General features: G+C 74.3%; 19 protein-coding genes. 6 read left to right on the top strand and 13 right to left on the bottom strand.

From position 1 onward, the window contains the following. Nucleotides 1-132: 132 nt before the first annotated feature. The 3 genes from IPO09_01970 to IPO09_01960 form a co-directional block, all read right to left on the bottom strand. A complete protein-coding gene (locus IPO09_01970) occupies nt 133-3540 on the bottom strand; it encodes a fibronectin type III domain-containing protein (GenBank protein MBK9516118.1) in 3408 nt (1135 codons plus the stop codon). Nucleotides 3541-3581: 41 nt separating this feature from the next. Next, entirely contained in the window at nt 3582-4169 is a 588-nt protein-coding gene (locus IPO09_01965) for a hypothetical protein (protein MBK9516117.1), read from the bottom strand. A gap of 493 nt (nt 4170-4662) precedes the next feature. Next, nucleotides 4663-5061 (bottom strand): hypothetical protein, encoded by a 399-nt coding sequence (locus tag IPO09_01960; GenBank protein MBK9516116.1) that lies wholly within the window; start codon nt 5059-5061, stop codon nt 4663-4665. A gap of 457 nt (nt 5062-5518) precedes the next feature. On the opposite strand from IPO09_01960, the gene IPO09_01955 reads away from it, so the two are divergent. Further along, nucleotides 5519-6676: a nucleotidyltransferase family protein gene (locus IPO09_01955; protein MBK9516115.1), complete on the top strand. Its 1158-nt coding sequence runs from the start codon at nt 5519-5521 to the stop codon at nt 6674-6676. Nucleotides 6677-6694: 18 nt separating this feature from the next. Here IPO09_01955 and IPO09_01950 read toward each other — a convergent pair whose 3' ends face one another. After that, nucleotides 6695-7432 carry a serine/threonine protein phosphatase gene (locus IPO09_01950; protein ID MBK9516114.1) on the bottom strand — a complete coding sequence of 246 codons (738 nt, stop codon included), beginning with the start codon at nt 7430-7432 and terminating at the stop codon, nt 6695-6697. 102 nt (nt 7433-7534) lie between these two features. Further along, entirely contained in the window at nt 7535-7978 is a 444-nt protein-coding gene (locus IPO09_01945) for a PAS domain S-box protein (protein MBK9516113.1), read from the bottom strand. A 223-nt stretch (nt 7979-8201) separates the two neighbouring features. Here IPO09_01945 and IPO09_01940 point away from each other — a divergent pair, with 223 nt between their 5' ends. After that, a complete protein-coding gene (locus IPO09_01940) occupies nt 8202-10493 on the top strand; it encodes a nitric-oxide reductase large subunit (GenBank protein ID MBK9516112.1) in 2292 nt (763 codons plus the stop codon). 135 nt (nt 10494-10628) lie between these two features. Here IPO09_01940 and IPO09_01935 read toward each other — a convergent pair whose 3' ends face one another. The 3 genes from IPO09_01935 to IPO09_01925 form a co-directional block, all read right to left on the bottom strand. Beyond that, nucleotides 10629-10868, bottom strand: coding sequence for a DUF2249 domain-containing protein (locus tag IPO09_01935; protein MBK9516111.1), 240 nt, complete (start codon nt 10866-10868; stop codon nt 10629-10631). Further along, entirely contained in the window at nt 10865-11257 is a 393-nt protein-coding gene (locus tag IPO09_01930; protein MBK9516110.1) for a cupin domain-containing protein, read from the bottom strand. Before IPO09_01930 ends, IPO09_01935 begins: the two co-directional genes overlap by 4 nt. Before the next feature lie 185 nt (nt 11258-11442). After that, on the bottom strand, nt 11443-12972 hold the full coding sequence (locus IPO09_01925; protein MBK9516109.1) for a sigma 54-interacting transcriptional regulator: 1530 nt from the start codon (nt 12970-12972) through the stop codon (nt 11443-11445). 241 nt (nt 12973-13213) lie between these two features. Between IPO09_01925 and napA the strand changes: the two genes are divergently transcribed. Beyond that, nucleotides 13214-15955 (top strand): nitrate reductase catalytic subunit NapA, encoded by a 2742-nt coding sequence (gene napA / locus IPO09_01920; GenBank protein MBK9516108.1) that lies wholly within the window; start codon nt 13214-13216, stop codon nt 15953-15955. Nucleotides 15956-15966: 11 nt separating this feature from the next. Beyond that, nucleotides 15967-16467, top strand: coding sequence for a nitrate reductase cytochrome c-type subunit (locus IPO09_01915; GenBank protein MBK9516107.1), 501 nt, complete (start codon nt 15967-15969; stop codon nt 16465-16467). 225 nt (nt 16468-16692) lie between these two features. Here the strand turns inward: IPO09_01915 and IPO09_01910 are convergent, their stop codons facing one another. From IPO09_01910 to IPO09_01890, 5 genes are all read right to left on the bottom strand, one after another. Beyond that, a complete protein-coding gene (locus IPO09_01910) occupies nt 16693-17778 on the bottom strand; it encodes an alkene reductase (protein ID MBK9516106.1) in 1086 nt (361 codons plus the stop codon). 111 nt (nt 17779-17889) lie between these two features. Then, nucleotides 17890-19080: a DTW domain-containing protein gene (locus IPO09_01905; protein MBK9516105.1), complete on the bottom strand. Its 1191-nt coding sequence runs from the start codon at nt 19078-19080 to the stop codon at nt 17890-17892. Nucleotides 19081-19203: 123 nt separating this feature from the next. After that, nucleotides 19204-20232 carry an L-threonine 3-dehydrogenase gene (gene tdh, locus IPO09_01900; GenBank protein MBK9516104.1) on the bottom strand — a complete coding sequence of 343 codons (1029 nt, stop codon included), beginning with the start codon at nt 20230-20232 and terminating at the stop codon, nt 19204-19206. A 67-nt stretch (nt 20233-20299) separates the two neighbouring features. Beyond that, nucleotides 20300-21493 (bottom strand): glycine C-acetyltransferase, encoded by a 1194-nt coding sequence (locus tag IPO09_01895; GenBank protein MBK9516103.1) that lies wholly within the window; start codon nt 21491-21493, stop codon nt 20300-20302. Next, nucleotides 21490-23073, bottom strand: a complete 1584-nt coding sequence (locus tag IPO09_01890) for a M28 family peptidase (GenBank protein MBK9516102.1) — start codon at nt 23071-23073, stop codon at nt 21490-21492. The genes IPO09_01895 and IPO09_01890 overlap by 4 nt, the downstream gene beginning before the upstream one ends. Nucleotides 23074-23205: 132 nt before the next feature. Here IPO09_01890 and IPO09_01885 point away from each other — a divergent pair, with 132 nt between their 5' ends. Then, entirely contained in the window at nt 23206-24150 is a 945-nt protein-coding gene (locus IPO09_01885) for an endonuclease/exonuclease/phosphatase family protein (GenBank protein MBK9516101.1), read from the top strand. Beyond that, nucleotides 24150-26036, top strand: a complete 1887-nt coding sequence (locus tag IPO09_01880; protein ID MBK9516100.1) for a DNA mismatch repair protein MutS — start codon at nt 24150-24152, stop codon at nt 26034-26036. Before IPO09_01885 ends, IPO09_01880 begins: the two co-directional genes overlap by 1 nt. Nucleotides 26037-26057: the final 21 nt, after the last annotated feature.

Here is a 26057-nt window from a genome sequence, read left to right as displayed (position 1 = left end):
ACCAGGGCGAGTCGGCGTGCGGCTGCGTGCGGCCAGGAGCTGCTCATGCTTGGAACGTCCTCTGCGTCGGCTGGGGAAGAACGGGAGAGGCGGCGGAGGCGCCCGGAGGCACCCCCGCCGCCCGGATCGGCGTTACGGCAGCGTGGCCGCGATGAGCACCGGGCTCGGCGCGGAGCGCACCGCGCCGTTGAGCGCCCTCACCCGGAAGTAGTAGGTCGTGCCGGGAGTGAGCCCCGTCGCGACGTGGAGCCGGGCATTGGGCGACTTGGTGGCGATCGTGGTGAACGTGACGTTGTCGGTGCTTCGCTCGACCACGAAGCCGCTCTCGGCCGCCGAGTTGTCGTTCCAGCGGAGGGTCACCGAGAACCTGGTCGCCAGCGTCCTGGTGAGGCCATTGGGCGCGTACGGGTTGGTGCGCGCCTCACGGGGACCCGGGGAGGCGTAGAGCGACTGACCCGAGGCGTTCACCGCGGCCACCCGGTACGAGTAGACCCTGCCGGCCTTCGCGGTGGCGTCGGTGAAGGTCACCCAGCCGCCGGTGGCAGGCGTGGTGACGGAGGCGGGCGTGCCGACCACGGCATAGCCGCTGATGACGCCGGTGGAGGGGTCTGGCAGCTCCTGCCGCTCGACGATCCAGCTCACCTCGTCGGTGGAGGTGTCCCTCCACCGCAGCGCCACCGAGGCCTCGCTCACGCCCACCAGCTCGAGCTGGCTCGGGGTGGCCGGGACGGTGCCCGGCGTGGTGGCCTCGACCAGCGCGCTCAGCGTCTCGCCCTTGCCGTTGAAGGCCGCCACCTCGTAGCCGTAGGTCTTGCCCGGCTTGAGGCCGTCATGGACGAAGGAGGTGGCGCCGATGACCACGGCCACCGGGCCGCGGCTCGGGGCGATGCCGCCGGGGCCGTCCACGGCGGCGGTGCCGAAGCGGGCCTGGATGCGGTACCCCTCGGCGGCCGGGACCGCCGGCCAACTGAGGTTGATGGAGTACTGGTCCACCGCGGTGGCGGTCACCACTGGGGCGGCCGGCGCCGCCGCGTAGGCCGTGCTGTCGGCGTCGATGAGCGCCGGGGCGCCGCGGCCGGTGGCGTTCCAGGCCGCGTACGCCAGGCTGCCCCAGTTGTCCTGGAGCGGCTGCCCGGCGAGGTCGGTCTGGCCGGCCAGGTTGATCCGCGCCCCCAGGTAGTTCGGCGTGTTCGGATAGTTGGGCTCGAGGATGCTGGGCGTCCCCTCGGGGCGGGGACCGCCCAGGGTGTTCGGGCGCGCCGGGTGGAGCGGATCGCCGGCCAGGTCCTTGGCGGTCTCCTCGTTGTTCCGGTCCTTCAGGTACTCGACGAAGTCCCGGGTGTGGCTCTGGTAATAGAACCGGGCCTCGGCCTGGGTCGGCACGGTGGGCGACTGGAACCGGTAGGTGACGGTGTCGGTGCTCTGGCCGACCTCGTAGCGCCCCCCCTGGCTGCCGGGCGGCTGCAGCGGGTCCGGGTTGACGTCGAACGGGGTGAGGGCCGTGTCGCTGCCGGAGTAGTCCACCAGGCGGACGCCGGCGGCCAGGGCCGGCGCCTCCCAGCCGGTCGGCCGGAGCCGGTTGTCGAACACGATGACCGGGTTCAGCAGGCTCTCACCCATGGTGAAGGTGCCGTCGCCGTTGGGCGCGCCCGTCCGCTTCTCGTAGAGCATGACGCGGTTCTGGACGGTGGCGTCGATGAGCGGGGTGTGGGCGCGGGTCAGGGTGGCGGCGCCCATGCCGTTGGTGAGGTGTGCGGTGGCCTCGTCGTAGCTGCCGCTCTGGTAGACCAGGCTGTTCGACGCGTCGCGCACGTTCAGCGTGATGAAGGCGCGGCGGCCGTCCGGGTAGCCGGAGGGGAGCGCGTGGCCGGTCAGGTTGGTGACCAGGACCTTCACCTCGTAGATGTCGGTCTGGCCGACCACCAGCGTCGGCTGCTGCGTGATCTGAATGGTGGCCGCATCGCGGATCTTCTGGTTGCCGTACTGCTCGTGGCGGTCCCAGGCCCGGTCGCGGCCGGAGACCACGCCGATCTCGGTGCGGGTGTCGCGGCCCGTCTGCCTGCCGGTCGCCTCCATGTCCACGTCCGGGTTGAGGTACTTGAGGATGGGCGCGAGGTCGCGGTTGGCCGGGCTGAAGCGGTGCACGGCGGAGAGCGGCCGCTCCTTGGCGTACGGGAAGAAGCCGGCCTTGGCAGGGTCGGCCTTGTACGTCCCCTCGCCCGTCAGCGCGTCGGTGAAGCCGTCCTTGTACTCGTGGGCGGTCTCACCCATGTGGCAGTCCTGGCAGATGATGTTGCCGGGCCGGCCGGTGCCGTAGTCCGAGTAGAACCACTCGGTGTAGGTGCGCTGCTCCGGCATGCCGCTGTTGAGGGTGGGGACGGTGAGGTCGTGGCAGCTGCCACACATCTCGGCGGTCACCACGTAGCGGTAGGGCACGTTGCCGGTATCGGCGCTATGGCCGTTGGCCTCCGCGCCGGCGCCGACGTGGGTGCCGTGGCGCGGCGAGAGCGACTGCTCGAGGTGATCGACGATCTCGAGCCCGCTGACCGGGTCGAGCACCGGCAGCCCGGTGACCGGGTCGAGCACCGGCGGCCCGGAGATGCCGACCTCGAACTGCGTCTTGGCGCGGCCGTCCGGCAGGTAGACGATCTCCTGGTCGAGCGAGTTGTACTTGGGCATGCCGGTGGGGGTGGCGCGGCGCGGACCGTCGTAGTTGTTCGGGTAGATGCCGTAGGTCTGGCCGGTGTAGGTGCCGAGCGGCGCCGCCGGATCGGTGATGAAGCCCGCCTTGAAGCTCGGGACGTCGTTCCAGAAGATGAGGGTGTTGCCCGCCAGGTCGGCCTGGTAGATGCGGCTGTCGGTGAACTGGAAGGTGGTGTCGCCGTAGGGCAGGCCGGCCACCGGGCCCTCCGGGTACGCGTTGCCGGCGTGCGGCCAGTCGGTGGCGCCGGCCAGCAGCTTCCAGGCCGGGTCGGCCGGGTCGAGGCCGGCCCGCTGCTGGGTCACGTTGCCGATGGTGCGGTGGCAGAACTCGCAGGAGATTCCCTGCATGTCGGTCGAGGCCACCATCGACTGCTGGACGGTGGTGGCGTCGATCCGGCCGCCCAGGGTCTCGTCGAGGCGAGAGGAGTACCAGCCGTTGGGGCTGTGGCAGCGCCAGCAGATGTTGCCCACGCCGTTGACGCCCTGGCCGGGGCCGAGCAGCGCCTCGGTGATGTAGTAGGCGTCGGAGTTGACCACCAGGTTGTTGGCCCGGAAGAACGGGTCGCGGCCGGAGTTGGCCATGTTGGAGCCGGACCAGTTGCCGTAGTGGCTCACGCTCGCGTCGATGGTGCCGCCGTGGCAGCTGGCGCAGAAGAACGGTGAGTCGAAGACGTTGTAGACGCCCCCGTGCGGCGTGATGTTGCTCAGCTCCTGCGTCTGCGTGCCCGGGTTTGGGACGAAGCCGGTGGGCGGCGTCCGGCCCGGGACGTCGGCGAGGGCCGCACCGGCCGCGAAGGCGAGCGCCGCGAGGGCGGATGCGAGGTGGGTGAGCTTCATGGTGCGGGTCTCTCCGGGGGGTACGATTCTGGCGGGGCTCATCACTGCACCGCCGAGGTCATGGTGGGGTGGAGGGTCACGTCGGCCTTGAGCACGCCCTCGAGCCGGCCGTTGCCGACGAAGGTGCCGGTCCCGCGGGTCCAGCGGCCACCGACCTGCGACGGCTCGAGGACCACGGCCGCCTGAACGGGCAGCGCGCCCTGCTCGGCGGGGTTGGCGGCGAGCGCGGCGTCGAGGTTTCCCTCGGCCACGAACGGGTTGTGGCGCCCCTTGAGCAAGGAGGGATCAGCCCCCGCGCCGGTGATGGTCCAGGAGCCGTGCAGGTACCACTGGCCGGCCTTCTGGCCGGGCCGGTCGGCGAACGGGGAGAAGACCGTGCCGGTGAAGACGAAGGTGGCCTTCCGAACCGGGTTGCTGGCGGCGGTACCGGTGGCCCGGGCTTCCACCGTGTAGTCAGTGACCAGCAGGCCCTGCGGCGTCCGCACCGGCGCGCTGGCCTTGGTGACCCTGGCGCCGCTGAGGCGCCAGGCGTAGGTCGCCTGGTCGAGCCTGGCCGCCTTGAGCTGCTCCGTGGCGCGCTCCGGCGCTGCGGACGGAGCCGAGGGCCCCACCGCCGCGAGAAGCACCACACCTGAAAGCAAGAGACCCCTCGTGGTTCGCATGTTCGCTTCCCTCCCGGTTGGCGGCTTCGGAGCACGCCGGACCCCCCTCGGGTCATGCGGCCGGTCCAAATCCGATGGTGGGAATCTACGGCCCCGTTGCACCGGTGAATAGCCGCACCAGCCAATGACGGCGAAGCGAACATTTGCGTGCATTGCCCCAGGTTCCACCTACGACAATGGCGCAGTGCCACGGAGCTGATGCTGGGTTGCGACGTGCCGCCGCGCGCGGCCTATCCCGGATTCATTGGCGTTCTCGATGCCTCGGCGGCATGCGCACCCGGCTTGTCGCGACCCTGTCGCACCTCGTGGCGCTGTCCTCGAGAATCGCAACATCGGATCGAAACACCGGATCGAAACGTCATCGGCGATGAGCCGCGGCCTCCAGGGCGCACCAGCTCAATGCCGGTCCACATGGATCAGCCAGCTGGTCGTGCGGGGGGATGGCGGAGGTGGCCGCGACTCAACGCGCCGCCGGCCTGGTGGCGCCGAGGCCGAGCAGCCGCTTGGCGCGCGACGGCACCAGGCGGTACCGCACCGCCAGCCGGCGGGCGAACAGCTCCTTCTGCTGCGCCGACAGGTGCGAGTCGATCACGAAGCGCAGGGCCTCCAGGTGCACCTGGTTCGCCGCCTGCTGGATGGCGAAGCGCCGGCCCCCGGTGTCCGGCATGGCATCCGCCCAGAGCCTGAACCAGCGCCGAAGCGTGACGGTTGAGACCCCGAGCGTCCTCGCCACGTGCTCGCGCTGGACCCCGGCCTCGATCCAGCGGACCGCCAGGAAGACGTCGGCCAGCGAGAAGCGGCGGGTGCCCGCGGCCAGGTCCTCGGCGCTGAGCCCGGCCACGCCGAGGTCGGGGCGCACACCGGCCGGCCCCGGGCGGCCCGCCGCGGATCCCACAGCCAGGGGGCCGTCCGCCGGGTCCGGCTGGCCGACGGGTCGCGTCCTTTTCTTCACCCAGCCTCCGGGTCGGCGATGGTCCTGCCTGGGCATCGCCGCGGCGGCGTGGCCCTGATTGCTCGGAGGACCGTGTACGGCTCCTTATTGCGTTCTCTGTTGCTGGCGCACAAGGGGTTCGGGCGGGCCAGAGCGGCCAACCAACCGACCCAGCGGCCTGGCTGGCTGGCAAGCTGGATCCAATTACGTGAAGGATAACCAAGGTATCATGCGCTTCTGGGACCCGGTTGCATCCCTGGAGTCTCGCCTGAGTCTATTTGTCCCAATTCGACCTCACCTGGATTGCCGGGATGGTTGCGGCTCCTTGTCGCGCATCACGCCTCGCTCAATTGAGCCAGGCGCGGCTCCAGCCTATGCTCCGGCCGTGACCCGCGCCGCCCCCGCCGCCCAGGCCCGCCTCCTCTGCGAGGCGCTCCGCGCACCCGACCCACGGCCCGAGGCGCTGCGCTCCCGCGCCGCCGGGATCGACTGGCCTTCCACCTTCTCGGCCGTCAAGGCGGTCGGCCTGGCGCCCCTCGTCTGGAACGCCATCGCCGCCGCTGGGCTCGAGCCCTCCCTGCCCGGGGAGATCCAGGCTGCCTTCCGTGAGGAGGCCCGGCGGAACGTGGCGCAGACGGCCCAGACGCTCTGGGAGGCCTCGCGGCTCACGGGTGCGCTGCGGGCCGGCGGGGTGGAGTGCCTGCTGCTCAAGGGAGCTGCGCTGGCGGCGCTCGACCCTGCCTACGGCGCCCTGCGCCACCTGGATGACCTGGACCTGCTTGTGAGGCCGGCCGACCTCGAGCGGGCCGTGGCGCTGCTCTCCGCCGGCGGCGCACGGCAGACCGCCCTCTCGCACGGCCCGGACGGGCGGCCCCTGCGCGGCGAGGACGCCGTCATCTTGGGCCATCACCACCCCGCCAGCTTCCGCACGCCCGCAGGGCTGCTGGTCGAGCTGCACGTCATGGCCTCCACCGGCCCCGGGCTGCGGCCGGCGGTCGGAGAGGCGCTCTGGGCTCGCGCCGTCCGGGTGGCCTGCGCCGGCCAGGAGGTGCTCGTGCCCTCGCTCGTGGACCTGGTCGGGATGGCGGTCCACCACGCCCTCCTGCACCACGAGGGCGATGCGCGCTTCTGGCCCAGGCTGGCCGCGGACCTGAACATGCTCGTCCGCCGCGGGGCTGACCCGGGCGAGGCGAGCCGGCTCTACGACGCGGGGGAGGCCGGCGGCCCGGTGGCCACCACGGCGAGGCTGCTCGCCGAGGCCGCCCGGTTGGACGGCTCCGGCCGGCTGCTGGATCACCTGGCGGCGGCGCTCGATCCCCAGATCGCGCATCAGCTCACTGCCGTGCAGGGCTTCCGGCAGGGCCGGCTCGCCAGGGTTCGCAACCTGCTCCGGGTGGCGTGGCGAGGCGGCCTCGAGGCGGTCTTCCCATCGCGCCAGTTCATGGAGGCCCGCTACGGCCGCCGCGCCGCGGGCTGGCGCCTCTCCGGGCTCTACGTCTACCGGCTCTGGCGGGCGTTGGTCTTCGTCGCCTGGGGCGGCTGACGGCCCGCCGGTCGCCTCTCAGTCCTCGCCCGCCCAGCGCGGGTGCTCGTGCCAGGCCCGCTCGGCCTTCACCTGCACCAGCTCCGGCCTGGCCTCCCGGTCGAGCGTGGTCAGCACCGCCGCGGTGAGCTTGCCCCCGTAGACCAGGCCGGTGTCGATGCCGAGGGAGCGGCGGCGCGCCACCACCTCGGGCTGCGCGTCGTGGCCGTAGAGGACGCGCCACGGCCCGTTCCAGCGGTCGCTCCAGTGGATGGCCTCGGCGGGGCTGGCGTTGGCCTCCTCCAGCGAGAGGGCGCGGCCGGTGCGCCGGTGCAGGTAGCGCAGGTTGAGGGGGCGCAGCGGGCGGGAGAGCGGGCGGCCGGGCATGAGCCCCCCGTGCACCAGCACCACCGCGTCGGAGAGGCGCGCCACCACCGGCGCGCTGGCGAGCCACTCGATGTCGTCGTCGGAGAGGCTGCGGTGGATCTCGAGGAAGTGCTCGGACGGCGACATGGGGATGCGGTACTCGGGGTCGGCGGCCCGGCGGGCCAGGTGGCGCCGGTAGCGCACGTGCTTCTCGTCGTGGTTGCCCTGCACCAGGTTGGCGCCCAGCTGCCGGACGCGGCGCACCACCCCGGCGCTGTCCGGCCCGCGGTCCACCAGGTCGCCCAGGAACCAGAGGTCGTCGGCCGCGCCCGGGCGCACCAGCTCCAGCAGCGCCTCCAGCTCGCGGAGACACCCGTGCACGTCACCGATGACGATGGTCCGGCCGGCCATGGCGGTCTGGGGCCAGATGCTACACCGCGCCGCCCCCGGACAGGGCGTCGCCCCCGGCGCGGCGGCCCGCCCACCTGCCCACCCGGCCGGACCGGGGCCGACCTACCCCCCGCCGACCTTGGCCTCCAGCTCCTTCAGGCGCAGCTTGAGCGCCTTGTCGCGCCCGAAGCGCTCGGTCACGTCGCGGAAGATGGCCACCACCCACTCGATGCGGCCGTCGGCGCCGGCCAGGAGCTGGATGGAGAACTCCACCGAGAGCTGCCGGCCGTCCCGGTGCTGGGCCGGCACCGCCAGGAGCTGCCCGTCGCCGTAGCGGGTCACGCCGGTGGACATGACGTGGTCCCAGCCGCCCCAGTGCCGGCCGCGCAGCCGCTCCGGGATGATGAGGTCCATCGAGGCGCCCAGCGCCTCGGCGTCGGGGAAGCCGAAGAGCCGCGTGGCCGCCGCGTTCCAGCCGCGGATGGCGCCGCCGCGGTCGGAGACGAGCACGGCGTCGGGGGAGCCCTCGAGGATGCGGCGCGGCAGGCCTTCGGGCAGATCGTCCATGGGCGAACCGTGGCGCGCACCCCGCCCGCGCGCAAGCCGGCTCCCCACCCGTGAGGCGCCGCACCCGGATGCGGGTGGCCCGGCCACCGGCATTTCGGTGGAGACCGGGCGGGCCTCGAGGCGAAGCGCCCTGATCCCGTCGGCTTGGCGTCTGGCCGGGCGCTTGCTCAGGGGTGGGCGCTTCGGAAGCGCTCGGCCCCGGAGGGCCGGCGGAAAGAGAGACATGAGCCACACCGGTCGCGCCGTCCTGCTCTTCGTCATCGTGGGGGCCTTCACCGTGCTGCTGTTCGGCGGCGCGCAGATCTCCAGGCACAAGCCGCCCATCCCGGCGCGGGTGGTCGACGCCTCCGGCCAGGTGGTCAGCGGGGCCGAGGCCATCGGGCTCGGCCAGCGCGCCTACCTGTCGCGCGGCGGGCAGTCCACCGGCTCGGTCTGGGGCCACGGCAGCTACCTGGCGCCCGACTGGTCGGCCGACGCCCTGCACCGCGTGGCGCTCACCGCCGCCGGCCTGGCGCACGGCCTCGACCCGCGGGCCGCCACGGCCTTCGGCCAGGCCGACCTGGAGGCGCTGGCCCCCGGCGAGCGCGGCCGCGTCGAGGCCGAGGTGGCCGCCGAGCTGAAGCGGAACCGCTACGACGCCGCCACCGACACGCTCACCCTCTCGCCGGGCCAGGCCGCGGCGCTGCCGGCGCTGCGGGCCCACTACGCCGCGCTCTTCACCGGCGGGAGCGACGCCATGTCGATCCCGGCCGGCTTCATCGCCGACGCCGCCGAGGCCGGCCACGTCTCCGACTTCTTCTTCTGGACCGCCTGGGCTGCCATGACCAACCGGCCCGGCGACACCGTCACCTACACCGCCAACTGGCCCTACGACCCGCTGGCCGGCAACCTGGCCCTGCCGTCGGCGCTCATCTGGTCCATCGCCTCGGTGGTCCTGCTCATCCTGGGCACGGCCCTGGCCATCTTCTTCTACCTGCGGCTCAGGGCGAAGGACCCGGAGCACGCGGCGGCCATCCCGGCGCTGGGCGTGCCGCAGCCCACCCCCAGCCAGCGCGCCACCATCCCCTTCTTCGCCGTCGCCATCGTGCTCTTCGGCCTGCAGATCGTGCTCGGCTCCATCACCGGCCACTACGCGGTGGAGGGCAACCGGATCTTCGGCGTGGACACGGGGAAGATCCTGCCCTACGCCGCCTCGCGCACCTGGCACCTGCAGCTGGCGGTCTTCTGGATCGCCACCTGCTGGCTGGCCACCGGCCTGTTCATCGGGCCGGCGGTGGGCGGGCACGAGCCCAAGGGCCAGAAGGTCCTCACCTACGTCCTGCTCGGCGCCCTGGTGGTGGTGGTGGTGGGCTCGCTCGGCGGCACCTGGGCCGGCGTCATGGGCAAGCTCTCCGGCCCCGACGGCTGGCTCATCGGCCACCAGGGCTACGAGTACATCGAGCTGGGGCGCGTCTGGCAGGTGGCCCTCATCGGCGGCCTGGTGCTGTGGCTCTGGCTGGTGCAGCGGGCGCTGGCCCCGGCGCTCCGGGCGGAGACCGACAAGGGCGGCCTGACGCACCTCCTGCTCTACGCCTCGGTCTCCATCCCGCTCTTCTACTCGGTGGGGCTCTTCTACACGCCCGGCACCCACCTCTCGGTGGCCGACTACTGGCGCTGGTGGGTGGTGCACCTGTGGGTGGAGAACTTCTTCGAGGTCTTCGCCACGGTGGCGGTGGCCTTCGTGCTGGTGCGCATCAACGCGCTGGGGGCCCGGGCGGCGCTGCGCGCCACCTACTTCTCCATCGTGCTCTACCTGGGCGCCGGCATCATCGGCACCTTCCACCACCTCTACTTCTCCGGCACGCCGCTCTTCATCACCTCGCTGGGCGCCACCTTCTCGGCGCTGGAGGTGGTGCCGCTCTCGCTGCTGGGCTTCGAGGTCTACGAGCACCTCAAGCTGGCGCGCTCGGGGGAGAACGCCCGGCCCTGGCGCTGGCCGCTCTGGTTCTTCGCGGCGGTGGCCTTCTGGAACATGCTGGGCGCCGGCGTCTTCGGCTTCCTCATCAACCCGCCCATCGTCCTCTACTACTCGCAGGGCATCGACACGACGCCCATCCACAGCCACGGCGCGCTCTTCGGCGTCTACGGCTTCCTGGCCATCGCGCTCATGCTCTTCGCGCTCCGCTCCATCGTGCGGCCGGAGGCCTGGAGCGACCGGCTCCTGAAGGTGGCCTTCTGGGGGCTCAACCTGGGCCTGTTCACCATGATGTTCCTGTCGCTCCTGCCGGCCGGCATCTACCAGCTGCACGCGGCCGTCGAGAAGGGCACCTGGTGGGCCCGCAGCCCCGAGGTGACCGGCAGCGCCTTCATCCACGCCGCCACCTGGGCGCGCGTGGTGCCCGACCTGATCTTCGACGTGGGCGTGGTGGCGCTGCTGGCCTTCGTGATCCGCGCCTGGGTGCTGGACGCGTCCATCCGGCGGGCCGAGCGGGCCGCCGCGGCTCCGCGGGCGGCCGAGGCGCAGCGGGCCGCCTGAGGCCGGGGCGTCCGGCGTGACGGGAGGCCCCGGGGCGCAGGCCGGCCCCGGGGCATCGTCGCGTCGGGGGCTCGCCGCGGCGCGGTCCGCGGCGGCGGCCCGGGGGCCCGCGCCGGGCGCGCCGGGCCGACCCCCTCAGCCGCCGCGCGTGAAGGTGGTGAGGCACTCGTCCGGGCCGAGCTGCTCCGAGGCCGCGGACAGGCCGAGCGGCCGGGCCTGCTCGATGATGGGGCCGGGCGGGTGCGGGGTGACGAGCTCATAGGCCTCGCCGGGCAGGAGCGCCCGCAGGTCGGTGAGCACCTGCTCCACCGGGTGGATGCCGCGCGCCCGGAGCGGCCGGGCGTCGAGGCGCTTCACCACGCGCGCGCCGCTCACGCCGCCCTCGGGTCGCGGGCCGCGCCGCCGGCGGGCTGGCCGCGCAGCATGGTGAGCAGCATCTTGAAGCGCGTGCGGGCCCTGAGCGCGTGCGGCACGTGGGCCGGCATGAGGACCGCCTCGCCGCCGCGGGCGGTCACCGGGGCCCCGCCGATGGTGAGGTCCACCTCGCCGTCGAGCACCTGCACCACCGCGTCGAAGGGGGCGGTGTGCTCGGAGAGCTCCTGCCCGGCCTCGAAGGCGAAGAGGGTCAGCGAGCCGCCCGGGGCCTTCACCAGGGCCCGGCTCAACACCGCGCCGTCGGCGTAGTCGAGGAGCTGCTCCAGCCGCACCGCGGCCGCGGGCGGCAGGGCCGCGGGGTCGATCACCTTCAAGCCAGCCAGGGCCATGTCGCACCATCCCTCTTCGGACCGCCGGGTGGCCGGGAGTGGCCGCGGGCGGGGGTCCGACGCTCCTCGTGAGCAAGGGGCCTGCCAGGACCGGGGTGCCGTGGTGGCGGGGGGTTGAACGGGGGCGGCGCGGGGGGGCACCGGGATTTCGGTGCGGTGGACCGGCCGGGCGGTGGGGGTGGCACCTACAAGCCATACCGCTTCATCTTCCCCTGCAGCGTGGTGGGCTTGAGCCCGAGCAGCGCCGCGGCCCCCTTGGGCCCGTAGACCTGTCCGCCGCAGGCCAGGAGGGCCCGCTCGAGGACCTGCCGGGCCTCCTCCTCGAAGGTGCCGGGCGCGCCGTCCCGGCCGGCCCCGCGCTGCGCCGGCGCCCCGCCGCCGGGCGGCCCCGGCAGCGCCAGCACCGGCCCGGGCGAGAGGATGAGCGCCCGCTGCACGAAGTTCTCCAGCTCGCGCACGTTGCCGGGCCAGGGGTGGGCCTCCAGCGCGCGCCAGAAGGCCTCCGGCACCTCGGGGGGCCTGCGGTGCATGGCGGCGGCGTGGCGCTCGAGGAAGTGCAGGGCCAGCGGCTTCAGGTCGGCGCGCCGCTCGCGCAGCGGCGGCAGCCGGAGGGGGAAGACCGCCAGGCGGTAGTAGAGGTCCTCGCGGAAGGTGCCGGCCGCCACGGCGCGCTCCAGGTCGCGGTTGGTGGCGGCCACCACCCGCACGTCCACCTTCACCACCTCGCTGCCGCCCACCCGGGTGAGCTCGCGCTCCTGCAGCACGCGCAGCAGCCGCACCTGCACCGAGGCCGGCGCGTCGCCCACCTCGTCGAGGAACACGGTGCCGCCGTCGGCCTGCTCGAAGCGGCCGGTGCGCCGCCTGACCGCGCCGGTGAAGGCCCCCTTCTCGTGGCCGAAGAGCTCGCTCTCGATGAGCCCCTCGGGGATGGCGCCGAGGTTGACCGGCACGAAGGGCGCGCCGGCGCGCGGCGAGAGGTCGTGCAGCATGCGCGCCAGCCCCTCCTTGCCGGCCCCGGTCTCGCCGCGGACCAGCACGGTGGTGTCGGAGGGCGCCACCCGGCGCACCTGCTCCAGCACCTCGCGCATGGGCGCGCTCTCGGCCAGGTAGCGGGCCTGCGGCTTCACCTGCCGCAGCTCCTCCTTGAGCAGCGCGTTCTCGTGCCCCAGCAGCCGGTTGAGGCGGCGCACCTCCTCCACCAGCAGGCTGTTGTGCAGGGCGATGGCCACCAGCGAGGCCACCTGCCCCGCCACCTGGAAGCAGCAGTCCAGCAGCCCCTCCTGCGGCGGGTGCGCGATCTCCAGCACGCCCAGGGCCTGCCCCTCGAAGACCAGCGGGAAGGCCACCAGCGAGCCGTAGCCCAGGGCCGCCAGGCGCGGCTCGTCGCGGAAGCGGGGGTGGGCCGGGTCCACCGGATCCACCACCACCGGCCGGCGCGTCGCCAGGGCCTGGCCGGCCGCGGTGCCGGCCAGCTCGAAGCCGTCGCCCACCCCGGCCGGCGGGTGGCGCGGGTCGGAGACCAGCGCGGTGACGGCCCGCCCCTCCGGCTGGCCGTCCACCCGGTGGATGACCACCCGGGTGGCACCGAAGCGGCGCTCCAGCAGCCGGCCGGTCCGGTCGAGCACCACGTCGAGCTCCACCGTGGCCAGCACGGCCTGGATGGCCTCTTCGACGATGGTGTCGTGGACGTCGTGGGTGACGATGGGCAGCGGCATCGGGTGCAAGGGTACCTCCACCGACCCTTCGGTGCAGGCCCCAGGCCAGGCGCGTTTCCCCTGGCAGGCCGGGCGGCTGGGCGCGGCGCGGATCCTTTGACCACCCACCGTTCGGTGCGCCGCCACCGACCGGTGGGTGCGCCGGCCCGCCCGGCCGCCCGCCGCCTCAATGGGCGCGGGCGCTTGCGGGGTGGCGTGGCCCTTGCTCCTCCTCTCCCCCTTCACCCTGGGAGGGATCACGATGTCCTGGACGCTGACGCGGCGGCAGCTCCTCGAGGCGGGCCTCACCACCCTGGCGGTCGGCACGGCGGGGGTCCCCCTGCCGGTGCTCCCGGCGGAGGCCACGGGCTGGACCTGGGACAAGGGCGTCTGCCGCTTCTGCGGCACCGGCTGCGGCATCCAGATCGCCACCACCGAGGGGCGCGTGGTGGCGGTGAAGGGCGACCCGCAGAGCCCGGTCAACCGCGGCCTGCTCTGCGCCAAGGGGTACGCCTGCGCCCAGATCCTCTACGGGCAGGACCGCCTGACCCGGCCGCTGCTGCGCAAGCGCAACGGCGTCTTCGACAAGCAGGGCGACTTCGAGGAGGTCTCCTGGGAGGAGGCCTTCGACGAGATGAAGCGGCAGTGGACCCGCGCCCACGCCGCCCTCGGCCCCACCGGCGTGGGCGTCATGGGCTCCGGCCAGTACACCATCATGGAGGGGTACGCCGCCTCGAAGCTGGTCAAGGCCGGCTGGCGCTCCAACAACCTCGACCCCAATGCCCGCCACTGCATGGCCTCGGCGGTGGCGGCCTTCATGCAGACCTTCGGCATCGACGAGCCGTCGGGCTGCTACGACGACATCGAGCTGACCGACACGGTGGTCACCTGGGGCGCCAACATGGCCGAGATGCACCCCATGCTCTGGGCGCGCATCGTCGACGAGCGGCAGCGCCGCCCCAGCTACCGCACCTTCAACCTCACCACCTACGCCAACGCCACCTCCGAGGCGGCCGACCTGGAGGTGGTCTTCAAGCCGAACTCGGACCTGGCCATCTGGAACTACCTGGCCCGCGAGGTGCTGAAGCGCGGCGCGGTGGACCAGGACTACGTGGCCAGGCACTGCGTCTTCGCGGCCGGCCCCACCGACATCGGCTTCGGGCTGCGCGGGGACGACCTCAAGGCCTTCCCGGCCGAGAAGGACACGCAGGCGCGGCAGCGGACCATCGTGCTCACCCGCGAGGAGGCGGTGGCCCGCGGCCTGGACCCGGCCACCCGGCACGAGAAGGCGCAGGGCGCCGCCGGGGCCCCGCAGAAGCACTGGCTCATCTCCTTCGAGGAGTTCGCCAGGGGCGTCGAGCCCTACACGCTCGACTTCGTGGCCCAGCTGGCCAAGGGCGACCCCGACGAGCCGCTGGCCGACTTCAAGGCCAAGCTCAAGCTGCTGGCCAACGAGTACTGCTCGCCCTCCCGCAAGGTGGTCTCGTACTGGACCATGGGCTTCAACCAGCACACCCGCGGCACCTGGGTGAACGAGCAGGCCTACATGCTGCACCTGCTCACCGGCAAGCAGGCCAAGCCGGGCAGCGGGGCCTTCTCGCTGACCGGCCAGCCCTCCGCCTGCGGCACGGCCCGCGAGGTGGGCACCTTCTCGCACCGGCTGCCGGCCGACATGACGGTGGACGACGCCAGCCACCGCACCCACGCCGAGGAGCTGTGGAAGCTGCCGCACGGCACCATCAACCCCAAGGTGGGCAGCCACATCGTGCAGATGATGCGCGACCTGGAGGACGGCACGCTGCGCTGGCTCTGGGTGCAGGTGACCAACCCGTTCCAGTCCACCGCCAACGCCAACCACTGGATCGAGGCGGCGCGGAAGCTCGACAACTTCATCGTGGTCTCGGACGTCTACCCGACGCTCTCGTCCAAGGTGGCCGACCTGATCCTGCCGTCGGCCATGATCTACGAGAAGTGGGGCGGCTACGGGAACTCGGAGCGGCGCACCCAGCTGTGGCGCCAGGTGGTGAGCCCGCCCGGCGAGGCGCGCAGCGACGTCTGGCAGATGCTGGAGTTCTCCAAGCGCTTCACCCTGGCCGAGGTCTGGGGCGAGCAGCGGGTGCCCGGCCTGGAGGCCGAGGGGTTCGAGAAGGGCAAGCTGCCGTCGGTGCTGGCCGGCGCGGCCGGGCTGGGGCTGACCCCCGAGTCCACGCTCTACCAGGCGCTCTTCGCCACGCCGGCGGCCCTGAAGTTCAAGTGGCCGGAGCCGGTCTCGGCCGGCAAGCCGAACTGCACGGTGTCGGCCGGCGGCCTGGACTGGTTCCCCGAGAAGGCGCTCTTCGAGGAGTACCGGACCTTCGGCCTGGGCCACGGCCACGACCTGGCCTCCTTCGACACCTACCACCGCGACGACGTGCGCGGCCTGCGCTGGCCGGTGGTGGACGGCAAGGAGACGCTCTGGCGCTTCAACGACCAGTACGACCCCTACGCCAGGAAGGGCTCGGGCTTCGACTTCTACGGGAAGTTCGCCAAGAAGCTGCCGCAGGGTGACCTCTCCGGCGCGAAGCCGGGCGACCCGGTGGCGCTGGCCGGCAAGGCCAAGATCTTCTTCCGCCCCTGGCAGGAGCCGCCCGAGTCGCCCGACGCCACCTACGACCTGTGGCTGTGCACCGGCCGGGTGCTGGAGCACTGGCACTCCGGCACCATGACCCGGCGGGTGCCGCAGCTGCACGCCGCGGTGCCCGAGGCGCTGCTCTGGATGAACGAGAAGGACGCCGCCTCGCGCGGGCTGGCGGTCGGCGAGCTGGCCTGGATCGAGTCCCGGCGAGGCAAGATCCAGGCGCGCGTCACCGTGGGCGGCCGCAACCGGGTGCCGCGCGGGCTGGTCTACGTGCCCTGGTTCGACGAGGGGGTCTTCATCAACAAGCTGACCCTCGACGCCACCTGTCCGATCTCCAAGGAGACGGACTACAAGAAGTGCGCCGTCAAGATCACCAAGGTCGCCTGAGCGAGGCCCCCATGCGCACCCACCTGACCGCCCTCCTCGCCGCCGCCGGGCTCGCCGCCCTCTCCGCCTGCGCCGCACCCAGGGCCACCGCCCCCGCCGCGCCGCCCGCCCCGGCGGCGGCGCCGGTGAAGGACCGGGACCTGGGCCTCTCGAAGACCAGCGTCTTCGAGGTGCCGGCGCCCCCCGCCTGGAAGGCCGAGGACTCGGCCCCGGGCGAGAAGACCCCCCCGCCGCCGCGGCTCGGGACCCAGATCCCGCCGGTGGTGCCGCACGGCGTGGCCGACCTGCTGCCCATCACCCGCGAGCAGAGCGCCTGTCTCGACTGCCACCAGCACGCCGGGCCCAAGGTGCCCGGCGAGCCGACGCCGCTGCCGCGCAGCCACTACGTGGACCTGCGCCACGCGCCGGACCAGGTGGGCGAGAAGGTGGCCGGGGCGCGCTGGATCTGCACCGCCTGCCACGTGGCGCGCACCGACGCGCCGCCACTGGTGGGGAGCCGGTACCGGCCGTAGACGGCCGGGCTGCGCCGGCGCGGCGCCCGGCGCGGCGCCCGGCGCGCCCGCCCCGGCGGCTCAGAGGCCGTGAGGGAATCCCCGGACCGAGCCGGGCGGTCGAGGCGCAAGCAGCGCAAGGCGCGCCGACCGAGCATATCTCGCCGATATGTGAGGGAGGCGCGACGCAGCGATGCGCCGCGCATCGGCCGATCCGGCGACGGGAGGGGATTTCTTCACGGCCTCTCAGGCCGCCGCGGGGTAGTCGGTGTAGCCCTTGGGTCCGGGCAGGTAGAAGGTGGCGAAGTCGGGCGCGTTGAGCGGCACCCCGCGCTGGAGCCGCGTCACCAGGTCCGGGTTGGCCAGGAACGGCCGGCCGAAGGCGACCAGGTCGGCGCGCCCCTCCGCCAGCGCCGCCTCGGCGCCGGCCCGGTCGAAGCCGCCGGCCAGGATGAGGGTGCGCGGCCAGGCCTGGCGCAGCGCCAGCTTCAGCGCCGCCGACACCGGCGGCGCGCCCATGGCCGAGTGGTCCACCAGGTGGACGTACTGGATCCCGGTGGCGACCAGCGCCTTCACCAGCGCGGTGAAGGTCTCGTCGATCTCCGGCCAGGCCACCATGCCGGCGTTGACGCCGTAGGGTGAGAGCCGGATGCCGACCCGCTCCCCGCCGATGGCCGCCGCCACCTGCCGGGCCACCTCGAGCGGGAAGGCCAGCCGCTTCTCGATGGAGCCGCCCCAGGCGTCGCTGCGCCGGTTGGTGTCTGGGCTGATGAACTGCTCGAGGAGGTAGCCGTTGGCGCCGTGCAGCTCGACGCCGTCGAAGCCGGCGGCCACGGCGTTCCTGGCGGCCGTCACGTGCTCGGCGATGGCGGCGCGCACCTCGGCCTCGGTCATGGCGCGGGGCACCGGGTGCGGCTGCAGCCCCTTGGCGTCGGTGTACATCTCGCCGGGCGCCTGCACCGCGCTGGGCGCCAGCACCTCGGCGCCGGCCGGCAGGTTGAGCGGGTGGCCCACCCGCCCGGTGTGCATGAGCTGCACGAAGATGCGCCCGCCGCGGGCGTGGACGGCGTCGGTGACCAGGCGCCAGCCGGCCACCTGGCCGGCGCTCCACAGGCCGGGGATGCGCGGGTAGCCGACGCCGTTGGGCGACGGCGAGGTCCCCTCGGTGACGATCAGCCCGGCCCCGGCCCGCTGGGCGTAGTACTCGGCCATCAGGGCGTTGGGGGTGTTGGCCTCCACGGCGCGGCTGCGGGTCATGGGGGCCATGACCAGCCGGTTCGAGAGGGCCAGGGGCCCGAGGGTGGCGGGGGCGAAGAGCGAGGCGTTCGGCATGGGTTCCACTCCGTGTGAGGTGCCGTTATGAGCAACCGGTTTGGTTACAGATAAGGCCAGCGGCGCCCGAGTCAAGCGGACCGGTCGCGGCGCCCCCGCCGGGGCCGGCCGTCAACCTGGCTGGCCGTCGCCGGGGCGGCCGGGCTGTCGGTCCTCCTCGACCAGGCGGCCCAGCACCTCGAGCAGGCAGGCCAGCCGGCGCCCGGCCCGGCCGGGCCCGAGGGGCGGCGGCAGCGCCTCGCGCCCCAGCAGCCGCACCGCCTGCTCCACGCCGCCCGGGCGCCGCTGCAGCCGGCGGGCGCAGGCCAGCCGCAGGTCGGCGAACTCGCGCTCCGGCCCGCCCTCCGCCCGGAGCAGCCCGAGCGCGTAGGGGCCCCAGCCGCAGAAGAGGTCGCCCGGCCGCAGGAAGGCCTCGAAGCGCGCCAGCGCCCGGGCCACCGGCTCGCCGCCGAGCAGCAGCCCGGCCTCGACCTCGAGGTGGGTCGGCACCCCGGGCCCGAGCGGGCGCCGCGGGGCCAGGAAGGCCTCGAACCGCTCGCCGGTGAGCGGCCGGGCGGCGCTGAGCTGGATGAGCTCGTCCTCCCCGGCCACGCCGCTGCCGGTGGCCCAGCCGTTGGCCTCGGCGTAGAGCGCCACCACGTCGGCCGGCCGCGACCGCAGGGCGGACACCGTCAGGTCGGCCCGGGGCTGCCGGGCGCGGGGCCGGCGGCGGCGCGGCGGGCCGGCGCGGGCGTCGCGCGCCGCGATCTGCAGGTCCACCATGGCGTCGAAGGCGTCGAGGATGGGCCGGTACCGCTGCGGCGCGCCCTCCAGCGCCCCGAGCAGGTGGACCACCGCCTCGATGGTGGAGACGTACTCCAGCGACGGCTCCAGCCGGATCCGGTAGTTGCTGGGCTGCTCGGGCGTGAAGGCCAGGCGCGGCAGGCCGAGCAGGAAGGGGTTCCGCTTGACCACCTTGCGCGCCTGCGACCAGGTGCCGTCGACCACGATGACCGTGGTGGGCGCCTGGCCGCGCAGCGCCGCCGGGTCGAGCGCCCCCTCGCCGGGGAAGAGCAGCGCCGTGCCCGGCTCGGCCGCCAGCGCCCGCACCCGCGGGTGGTCCTCGAAGGAGACCCCCAGGTGCAGCTCCGAGTTGGGGAGCGACAGGTGGGCCATGCGGGCCGTGCCGATGGCGGTCCGCTCCTCGCGCGGGTGCTGCAGGAAGCAGGTGCGGGTGGCGCTCTCCACCGGCCGGAGGTGGGGGCACCAGCAGGCGCGCTGCGGGCGCCGGCAGCGCAGGCAGCGCTGGCGGTGGGGTGGCAAGGCGAGCTGGGTCACGGGTGGTCGGCGGGGCCGACCGGGCGAGCATAGGCCCAGCCGGCGGCGCGGGATACCGGCGGAGGGGGGAGTCGGCCCGGCGCCGCCCGGACCGGCCGGCGCCTGCGCTCAGCTCCAGTCCAGGATCACCTTGCCGGAGCGGCCGCTGCGCATGACGTCGAACCCCTCCTGGAAACGGTCGATGGGGAAGTGGTGGGTCACCACCGGCGAGAGGTCCAGCCCGCCCTGCAGCATGGCCGCCATCTTGTACCAGGTCTCGAACATCTCCCGGCCGTAGATGCCCTTGAGCGTCAGCCCCTTGAAGACCACCTGGCTCCAGTCGATGGCCTCCTGGCCCGCCATGATGCCCAGCAGCGCCACCTTGCCGCCGTGGTTCATCACCTCCAGCAGCTGCCGGAAGGCGCCGCCGTTGCCGCTCATCTCCAGGCCGACGTCGAACCCCTCCTTCATGCCGAGGCCGGCCATCACCGCCCGCAGGTCCTCCCTGGCCACGTTGACGGTGCGCGAGGCGCCCAGCCTGGCGGCCAGCTCCAGCCGGTAGTCGTTGACGTCGGTGACCACCACGTGGCGGGCGCCCACGTGGCGCGCCACCGCCGCCGCCATGGCGCCGATGGGGCCGGCCCCGGTGATGAGCACGTCCTCGCCCACCAGGTCGAAGGAGAGCGCGGTGTGCACCGCGTTGCCGTAGGGGTCGAAGATGGCGGCGATGTCGTCCGGGACGTCGTCGGGGATCAGGTAGGCGTTGACCGAGGGGATGGAGAGCAGCTCGGCGAACGAGCCGGGCCGGTTCACCCCCACGCCGACGGTGTGGCGGCACAGGTGGCGCCGGCCGGCCCGGCAGTTGCGGCAGAAGCCGCAGGTCAGGTGCCCCTCCCCGCTGACCCGGTCGCCGGGCTTGAAGGCCTCCACCTCGGCCCCCACCCGCTCCACCACCCCGACGTACTCGTGCCCCACGATCATGGGCACCGGGATGGTGCGCTGGCTCCACTCGTCCCAGTTGTAGATGTGCACGTCGGTGCCGCAGATGGCGCTCTTGCGGACGCGGATCAGCACGTCGTGCACGCCCACCGCCGGCTCGGGCGCGTCCTGCACCAGCCAGATGCCTTCCTTCCGCTCGGTCTTCGCCAGGGCCTTCATGCCGCCTCCTCGGATCCGCCGCGCCGCTCCCGCCCGCCGCCGCGCCGCGCCGCCGCGCGCCGCCGGGTCACCTGATCACCCCGAGCGCCCGGCCGGTCCGCTCGAAGGCCGCCACCGCCACCTCGAGGTCCTGGCGCGAGTGGGCCGCGCTCATCTGGGTGCGGAGGCGGGCCTTGCCCTTCGGCACCACCGGGAAGAAGAAGCCCACCGCGTAGACCCCCTCCTCCAGCAGGCGGGCCGCGAAGGCCTGGGCCAGCGGCGCCTCGTCGAGCATGACCGGGATGATGGGGTGCTCGCCGGGCAGCAGGGTGAAGCCCAGCCGCGCCAGCTCGCCGCGGAAGAAGGCCGCGTTGTCGCGCAGCCGGGCCCGGAGGTCGTCGCCCCGCTCCACCAGGTCGAGCACCGTCAGGCTCACGTCGGCGATGGCCGGCATGAGCGTGTTGGAGAAGAGGTAGGGCCGCGCCTTCTGGCGCAGCCAGCCCACCACCTCCCGGGAGCCGGCCACGTAGCCGCCCGAGGCGCCGCCCAGCGCCTTGCCGAGCGTGCCGGTGACCAGGTCCACCCGCCCCTCCACCCCGAAGTGCTCGGGCGTGCCGCGGCCGTGGGCCCCCACGAAGCCGACCGCGTGGCTGTCGTCCACCATGAGCAGCGCGCCGTGCCGCTCGGCCAGGTCGCAGATGCCCGGCAGCCTGGCCAGGTAGCCGTCCATGGAGAAGACGCCGTCGGTCACCACCAGGGTGAAGCGGGCCCCGTCGGCCGCGGCCTGGCGGAGCTGGACCTCCAGGTCGGCCAGGTCGCCGTTGGCGTAGCGGTAGCGCCTGGCCTTGCACAGCCGGATGCCGTCGATGATGGAGGCGTGGTTGAGGGCGTCGGAGACCACCGCGTCCTCCTCGCCGAGCAGGGCCTCGAAGACGCCGCCGTTGGCGTCGAAGCAGGAGGAGAAGAGGATGGCGTCCTCGTACCCGAGGAAGCGGGCCAGCCTGGCCTCCAGCGCGGCGTGCACGTCCTGGGTGCCGCAGATGAAGCGCACCGAGGAGAGGCCGAAGCCGTGGCGCGGCAGCGCCGCCTGGGCCGCCGCCACCAGCTCGGGCCGGCCGGCCAGGCCCAGGTAGTTGTTGGCGCACAGGTTCAGGACCCGCCGGCCGCCCACCTCCACCCAGGCGCCCTGCGGGCTGGTCATGACCCGCTCGCGCTTCAGCAGGCCGTCGGCCTCGAGCCGGGAGAGCTGGCCGGCCAGGTGGGCGGTGAAGGCGGGGTTCATGGCGTCCTCCAGGTGGGCCGGTCGGGGGCGTCGGCCACGGCCTGGCCGAGGTCGAGGACGAACTGGGCGTGCTGCACCATGCCGGAGAGGTCCCAGGCCGGATCGTAGTCGTCGCTGGCCTGGTGGTAGCGCTCCAGGTTGGCGGCGGCCCGGGCGCGGCTGGCCTCGCCGTCGCGCAGGTAGTCGCGCTGGCCTGCCAGGCTGAAGCCCGGGCTCAGGGCCGGCACGCCGGCGCGGGCGAAGGGGAAGTGGTCGCTGCGGAAGGAGAGGCCGGCCGGGTCGGGGTCGTCGAGGCGGAGCGTCAGGCCGGTGAGGGGCGCCACCCGCTGGGCCAGCGCCAGCAGGGTGGAGCGCCGCCCCCCCAGGAACTCCACGTCGCGCGAGGGGCCGACGAAGTTGAGCGACTCGAGGTTCAGGTTGGCCACCGTGTCGGCCACCGGCCAGGGCCCCTCCTGCACCCAGGCGGAGGCGCCGAGCAGCCCCTGCTCCTCGCCGAAGGTGAAGAGGAAGACCTGCGAGCGGCGGGCCGGGCTCCCCGCCGCGGCCTGCGCCAGCGCCAGCGCGGCGGCGCAGCCGGAGGCGTTGTCCACCGCGCCGTTGCGGATGGTGCCGTCCACCACCCCGAAGTGATCCCAGTGGGCGCTGTAGAGCACCGCCTCCCTCGCCAGGGCGGGGTCGGTGCCGCGCACCACCCCGGCCACGTTCTCCTGCGTGAAGGTGCGGACGTCGGAGGTGAGCCGGGCCGTCAGGCCCAGGCCGAGCGGCACGGGCCGGAAGCCGCGGACCAGGGCGCGGGCGCGCAGGGCGTCGAGGTCCTGGCCGCCGGCCGCCGCCAGCCGCCGGGCGAAGGCCTCGGTGACCCAGCCCTGCAGCGGCGTGAGGCGCGGCCCCGCCGCCAGGCGGAACTTCTCGCCGCCGAAGCCGGTGCGCACCACCCCCCAGCCGTAGGAGGCCGACTCGGTGGTGTGCACCAGCAGCACCCCGGCCGCGCCGCGCCGGGCCGCCTCCTCGAACTTCCAGGTCCAGCGGCCGTACTCGGTGAGGTCGGCGCCGCCGAAGCGGCCCGGCTCCCCGGCGGTGGGCGGCGGCTCGTTCACCAGCATGAGCAGCAGCTTCCCCCGCAGGTCGGCCCCCTGGTAGTCGTCCCAGCGCTCGGCGGCGGCCTGGATGCCGAAGCCCACGAAGACCACCTCGGCCTCGAGCCGCACCTCGCCGCTGCCCTGCCCGCTGGCCGCCACCAGGTCCTCGCCGAGCGTCGCCGGCAGCGCGCCGCCGGGGCCGTGGAAGGTGAGCGCGCTCTCGGCGGGCCGGAGCTTCACGCCCTGCACCTCGGCGCGCTGCAGGTAGCCCTGGCCCACCGCCGGCGCCAGCCCCAGCGCCCTGAGCTGGGTCTCCAGGTAGCGGACCGCCAGCGCCCCGCCGCGCTGCCCGGTGCCGCGCCCCTCCAGGAGGTCGTCGGCCAGGAAGGCCAGGTGGGCGCGCAGGGGGGCCTCCTGGACCAGGGGGCGGGGCCGGGCGGCCGGGGCCGCCGGGGTCGCGGAGAGGACGGCGGCGAGGAGGGCGGCTGGCAGCGCGTGCATGGCGGGGGACCCCACGGGTGGCGGCGGATCCTAGCCCGCGCCCGGGATCCGCGCAGGCGCCCTGCGCGCCCTCGCCGCGCCCCCCCTCGGAGCGGGCCGCCGGCCGGCCTGCGGGCTATACCTGCACCCACGGTGCCTTCGAACCCGCTCCGCGTGGTGAGCTACAACGTCCGCTACTTCGGCCACGCGCTGAAGGGGCTGGCCTCCACCCGCGCCTCGCAGCGGCGCATCGCCGCCCGCCTGGCGGCGCTCGACCCCATCCCGGACCTGCTGTGCCTGCAGGAGATCGAGACCAGCTCGCTCCGCTCCCGCCTGGCCATCCGCGGCGCCGCCGCCGGGGAGACCCAGCTCGAGGGCTTCATGGACGAGCTGCGCGCCGCCTTCCTGGCGCGCGACCGGCGCTGCCCCTACGAGGCCTTCTACTTCCCGGCCCACGCCCACCGGCTGCGCGGCCTGCCCATCACCACCGCCGGGCTGGCCATCCTGGTGAACGAGCGGCGGCTGCGGGTGGAGGGGGAGAACTCGGCCGAGCCCCACTCCATCACCCACCACCACGTGGTCCGCTTCAAGGCGCGCAAGCAGGCCCGCATCTGCGCCCACATGGAGCTGCGCACGCCGGGCGGCCGGCGGCTCCACCTCTTCAACACCCACCTCTCGCTGCCCACCCCCTTCGCCCGGGCCTTCTGGGCCGAGAAGCGGCGGCTCGGCTTCGGCTCGAACCAGCTGGCCGAGGCCCGCACCCTGGCCACCTTCGTGAAGGCGCTGGCGGGCCCGGAGCCCTTCCTGGTGTGCGGCGACTTCAACAGCGCCCCGGGCTCGCCGGTCTACCGCTACCTGCGCGACGAGGCCGGCTTCGACGCGGCGCAGGAGCGGCTCGGGCAGTGCGACGCCGCCAGGCCCGGCGCCTTCCCCACCGCCGGCTTCTTCAACCTGCGCATGCACCTCGACCACCTCTTCTGCGGCAACGGCGTGACCTTCCTGGACCTGGAGGGGACCCGGCCTTTCGGGGCGCGCGGGGCGCCCTTCTCCGGCCTCTCCGACCACGTGCCGCTCATCGGCAGCTTCCGGTGCGGCTGATGGCGCCGGATCCGCGGACCCAGCTGTCGGCCCGCCGGGCCGCGCGGCTCGCCGAGGTGGCGCGGCGCGACGCCCAGGACGCCTGGCTGGGCCGGGCCCGGCTGGCGGCCTTCCTGGCCTTCGCGGCGCTGGCCTGGGCCACCCTGGGCGCCCCCCGCTTGCCCGCCGCCTGGCTGCTCCTGCCCGCGGCGGCCTTCCTGGCCCTGGTGACGCTGCACGACCGGGTCTACGCCGCCCGCGACCGGGCCCGCCGGGGCGCCGCCTTCCACGCCGCCGGCCTGGAGCGGCTCGACGGCCGCTTCGCCGGGCGCGGCACCGCCGGCGAGCGCTTCGCCGATCCGGCCCACCCGTACGCCCAGGACCTCGACCTGTTCGGCCCGGGCTCGCTCTTCGAGCTCTTGTGCGCCGCGCGCACCCGCCCCGGCGAGGACCGGCTGGCCTCCTGGCTGCTCTCCCCCGCCGCAGCCCCGGAGGTGAGGGCCCGGCAGCGCGCCGTGGCCGAGCTCACGCCGCGGCTCGACCTGCGCGAGGACCTGACGGTGCTGGGCGAGGAGGTGCGGGCCGGGGTGGACGCCGCCCTGGTGGCCACCTGGGGCGCCGGGCCGCCGCTCCTGCCCGGCTGGACCGGGCCGGCCGCGGCCGCGCTGGTGGCGGCGACAATGGGCGCGCTGGCGGCCCTGGTCGCCGGGCTGATGGGCCCTGCCCCCTTCGCCGCGGCGCTGCTCGCCGAGGCCGCGCTGCTCAGGGTGCTGCGCGACCGGCTGGCACGGGTGGCGGGCGGGGTGGACCGGCCGGCGGCGGAGCTGCGGGTGCTGGCGCTGGTGCTGGCGCGGCTGGAGCGCGAGCCCTTCCTGGACCCGCGGCTGCTGGCGCTGCAGCGCGTGCTGCTCGACGGCCCGGCCCCGGCCTCCCACCGCATCGCCGCGCTCGGGCGCATCGTGGAGCGGCTCGGCTGGGCCCACAACCAGGCCTTCGCCCCCCTGGGCTTCCTGCTGCTGTGGCGGCCGGCGCAGGCGCTGGCGGTGGAGCGCTGGCGGCGCGGGAGCGGCGGCGCGGTGGCCCGCTGGCTCGACGCGGTGGCCGAGCTGGAGGCCCTCTCCTCGCTGGCCGGCCACGCCTTCGAGCACCCGGGCGACCCCTTCCCGGAGGTGCTGGACCCGGCGCCGGGCGCGCCGGCCCGCCTCGAGGCGGCCGGCCTGGCCCACCCCCTCCTGCCGGGCGCCGTGCCCAACGACCTCGCGCTCGGCGGCGGCGCCCCGTGCGCCGTGCTGGTGTCCGGCTCCAACATGTCCGGCAAGAGCACCTGGCTCCGGACGGTGGGCGTGAACGTGGTGCTGGCGCTGGCGGGCGCGCCGGTGCGGGCCGGGCGGCTCGCGCTCACGCCGCTCGGGGTGGGGGCCACCCTGCGCATCCAGGACTCGCTGCTGGCGGGCCGGTCGCGCTTCTACGCCGAGATCACCCGGCTCAAGCTGCTGGCGGACCTGGCCGCCGGCGCGCCGCCGCTGCTCTTCCTGCTCGACGAGATCCTGCACGGCACCAACTCGCACGACCGGCGGGTCGGGGCCGAGGCGGTGCTGCGCGAGCTGCTGGCGCGCGGGGCCATCGGGCTGGTGACGACCCACGACCTGGCGCTGACCGCGCTCGGCGATGGGTCGGCGCCCGCGCCGGACGAGGCCGGACTGGCACCGGGCCAGGGCGACGGGGCTGGCGGCGGGGTGGGCGGCGCCCCGACCCCGCCGGCCGGCGCCGGGCTTCCCATCCTCAACGCCCACTTCGAGGATCAGGTGGTCGACGGCCAGCTGGCCTTCGACTACCGGCTCAAGCCGGGCGTGGTGCGCCACTCCAACGCGCTGGCGCTGATGCGGGCCGTGGGGCTGCCCGTGTAACGCCGCCCGCCGTCGCCGGCC

The organism is Anaeromyxobacter sp., assembly GCA_016718565.1.
GTDB lineage: Bacteria > Myxococcota > Myxococcia > Myxococcales > Anaeromyxobacteraceae > JADKCZ01.
This window is presented reverse-complemented; position numbering and strand designations above follow the sequence as displayed.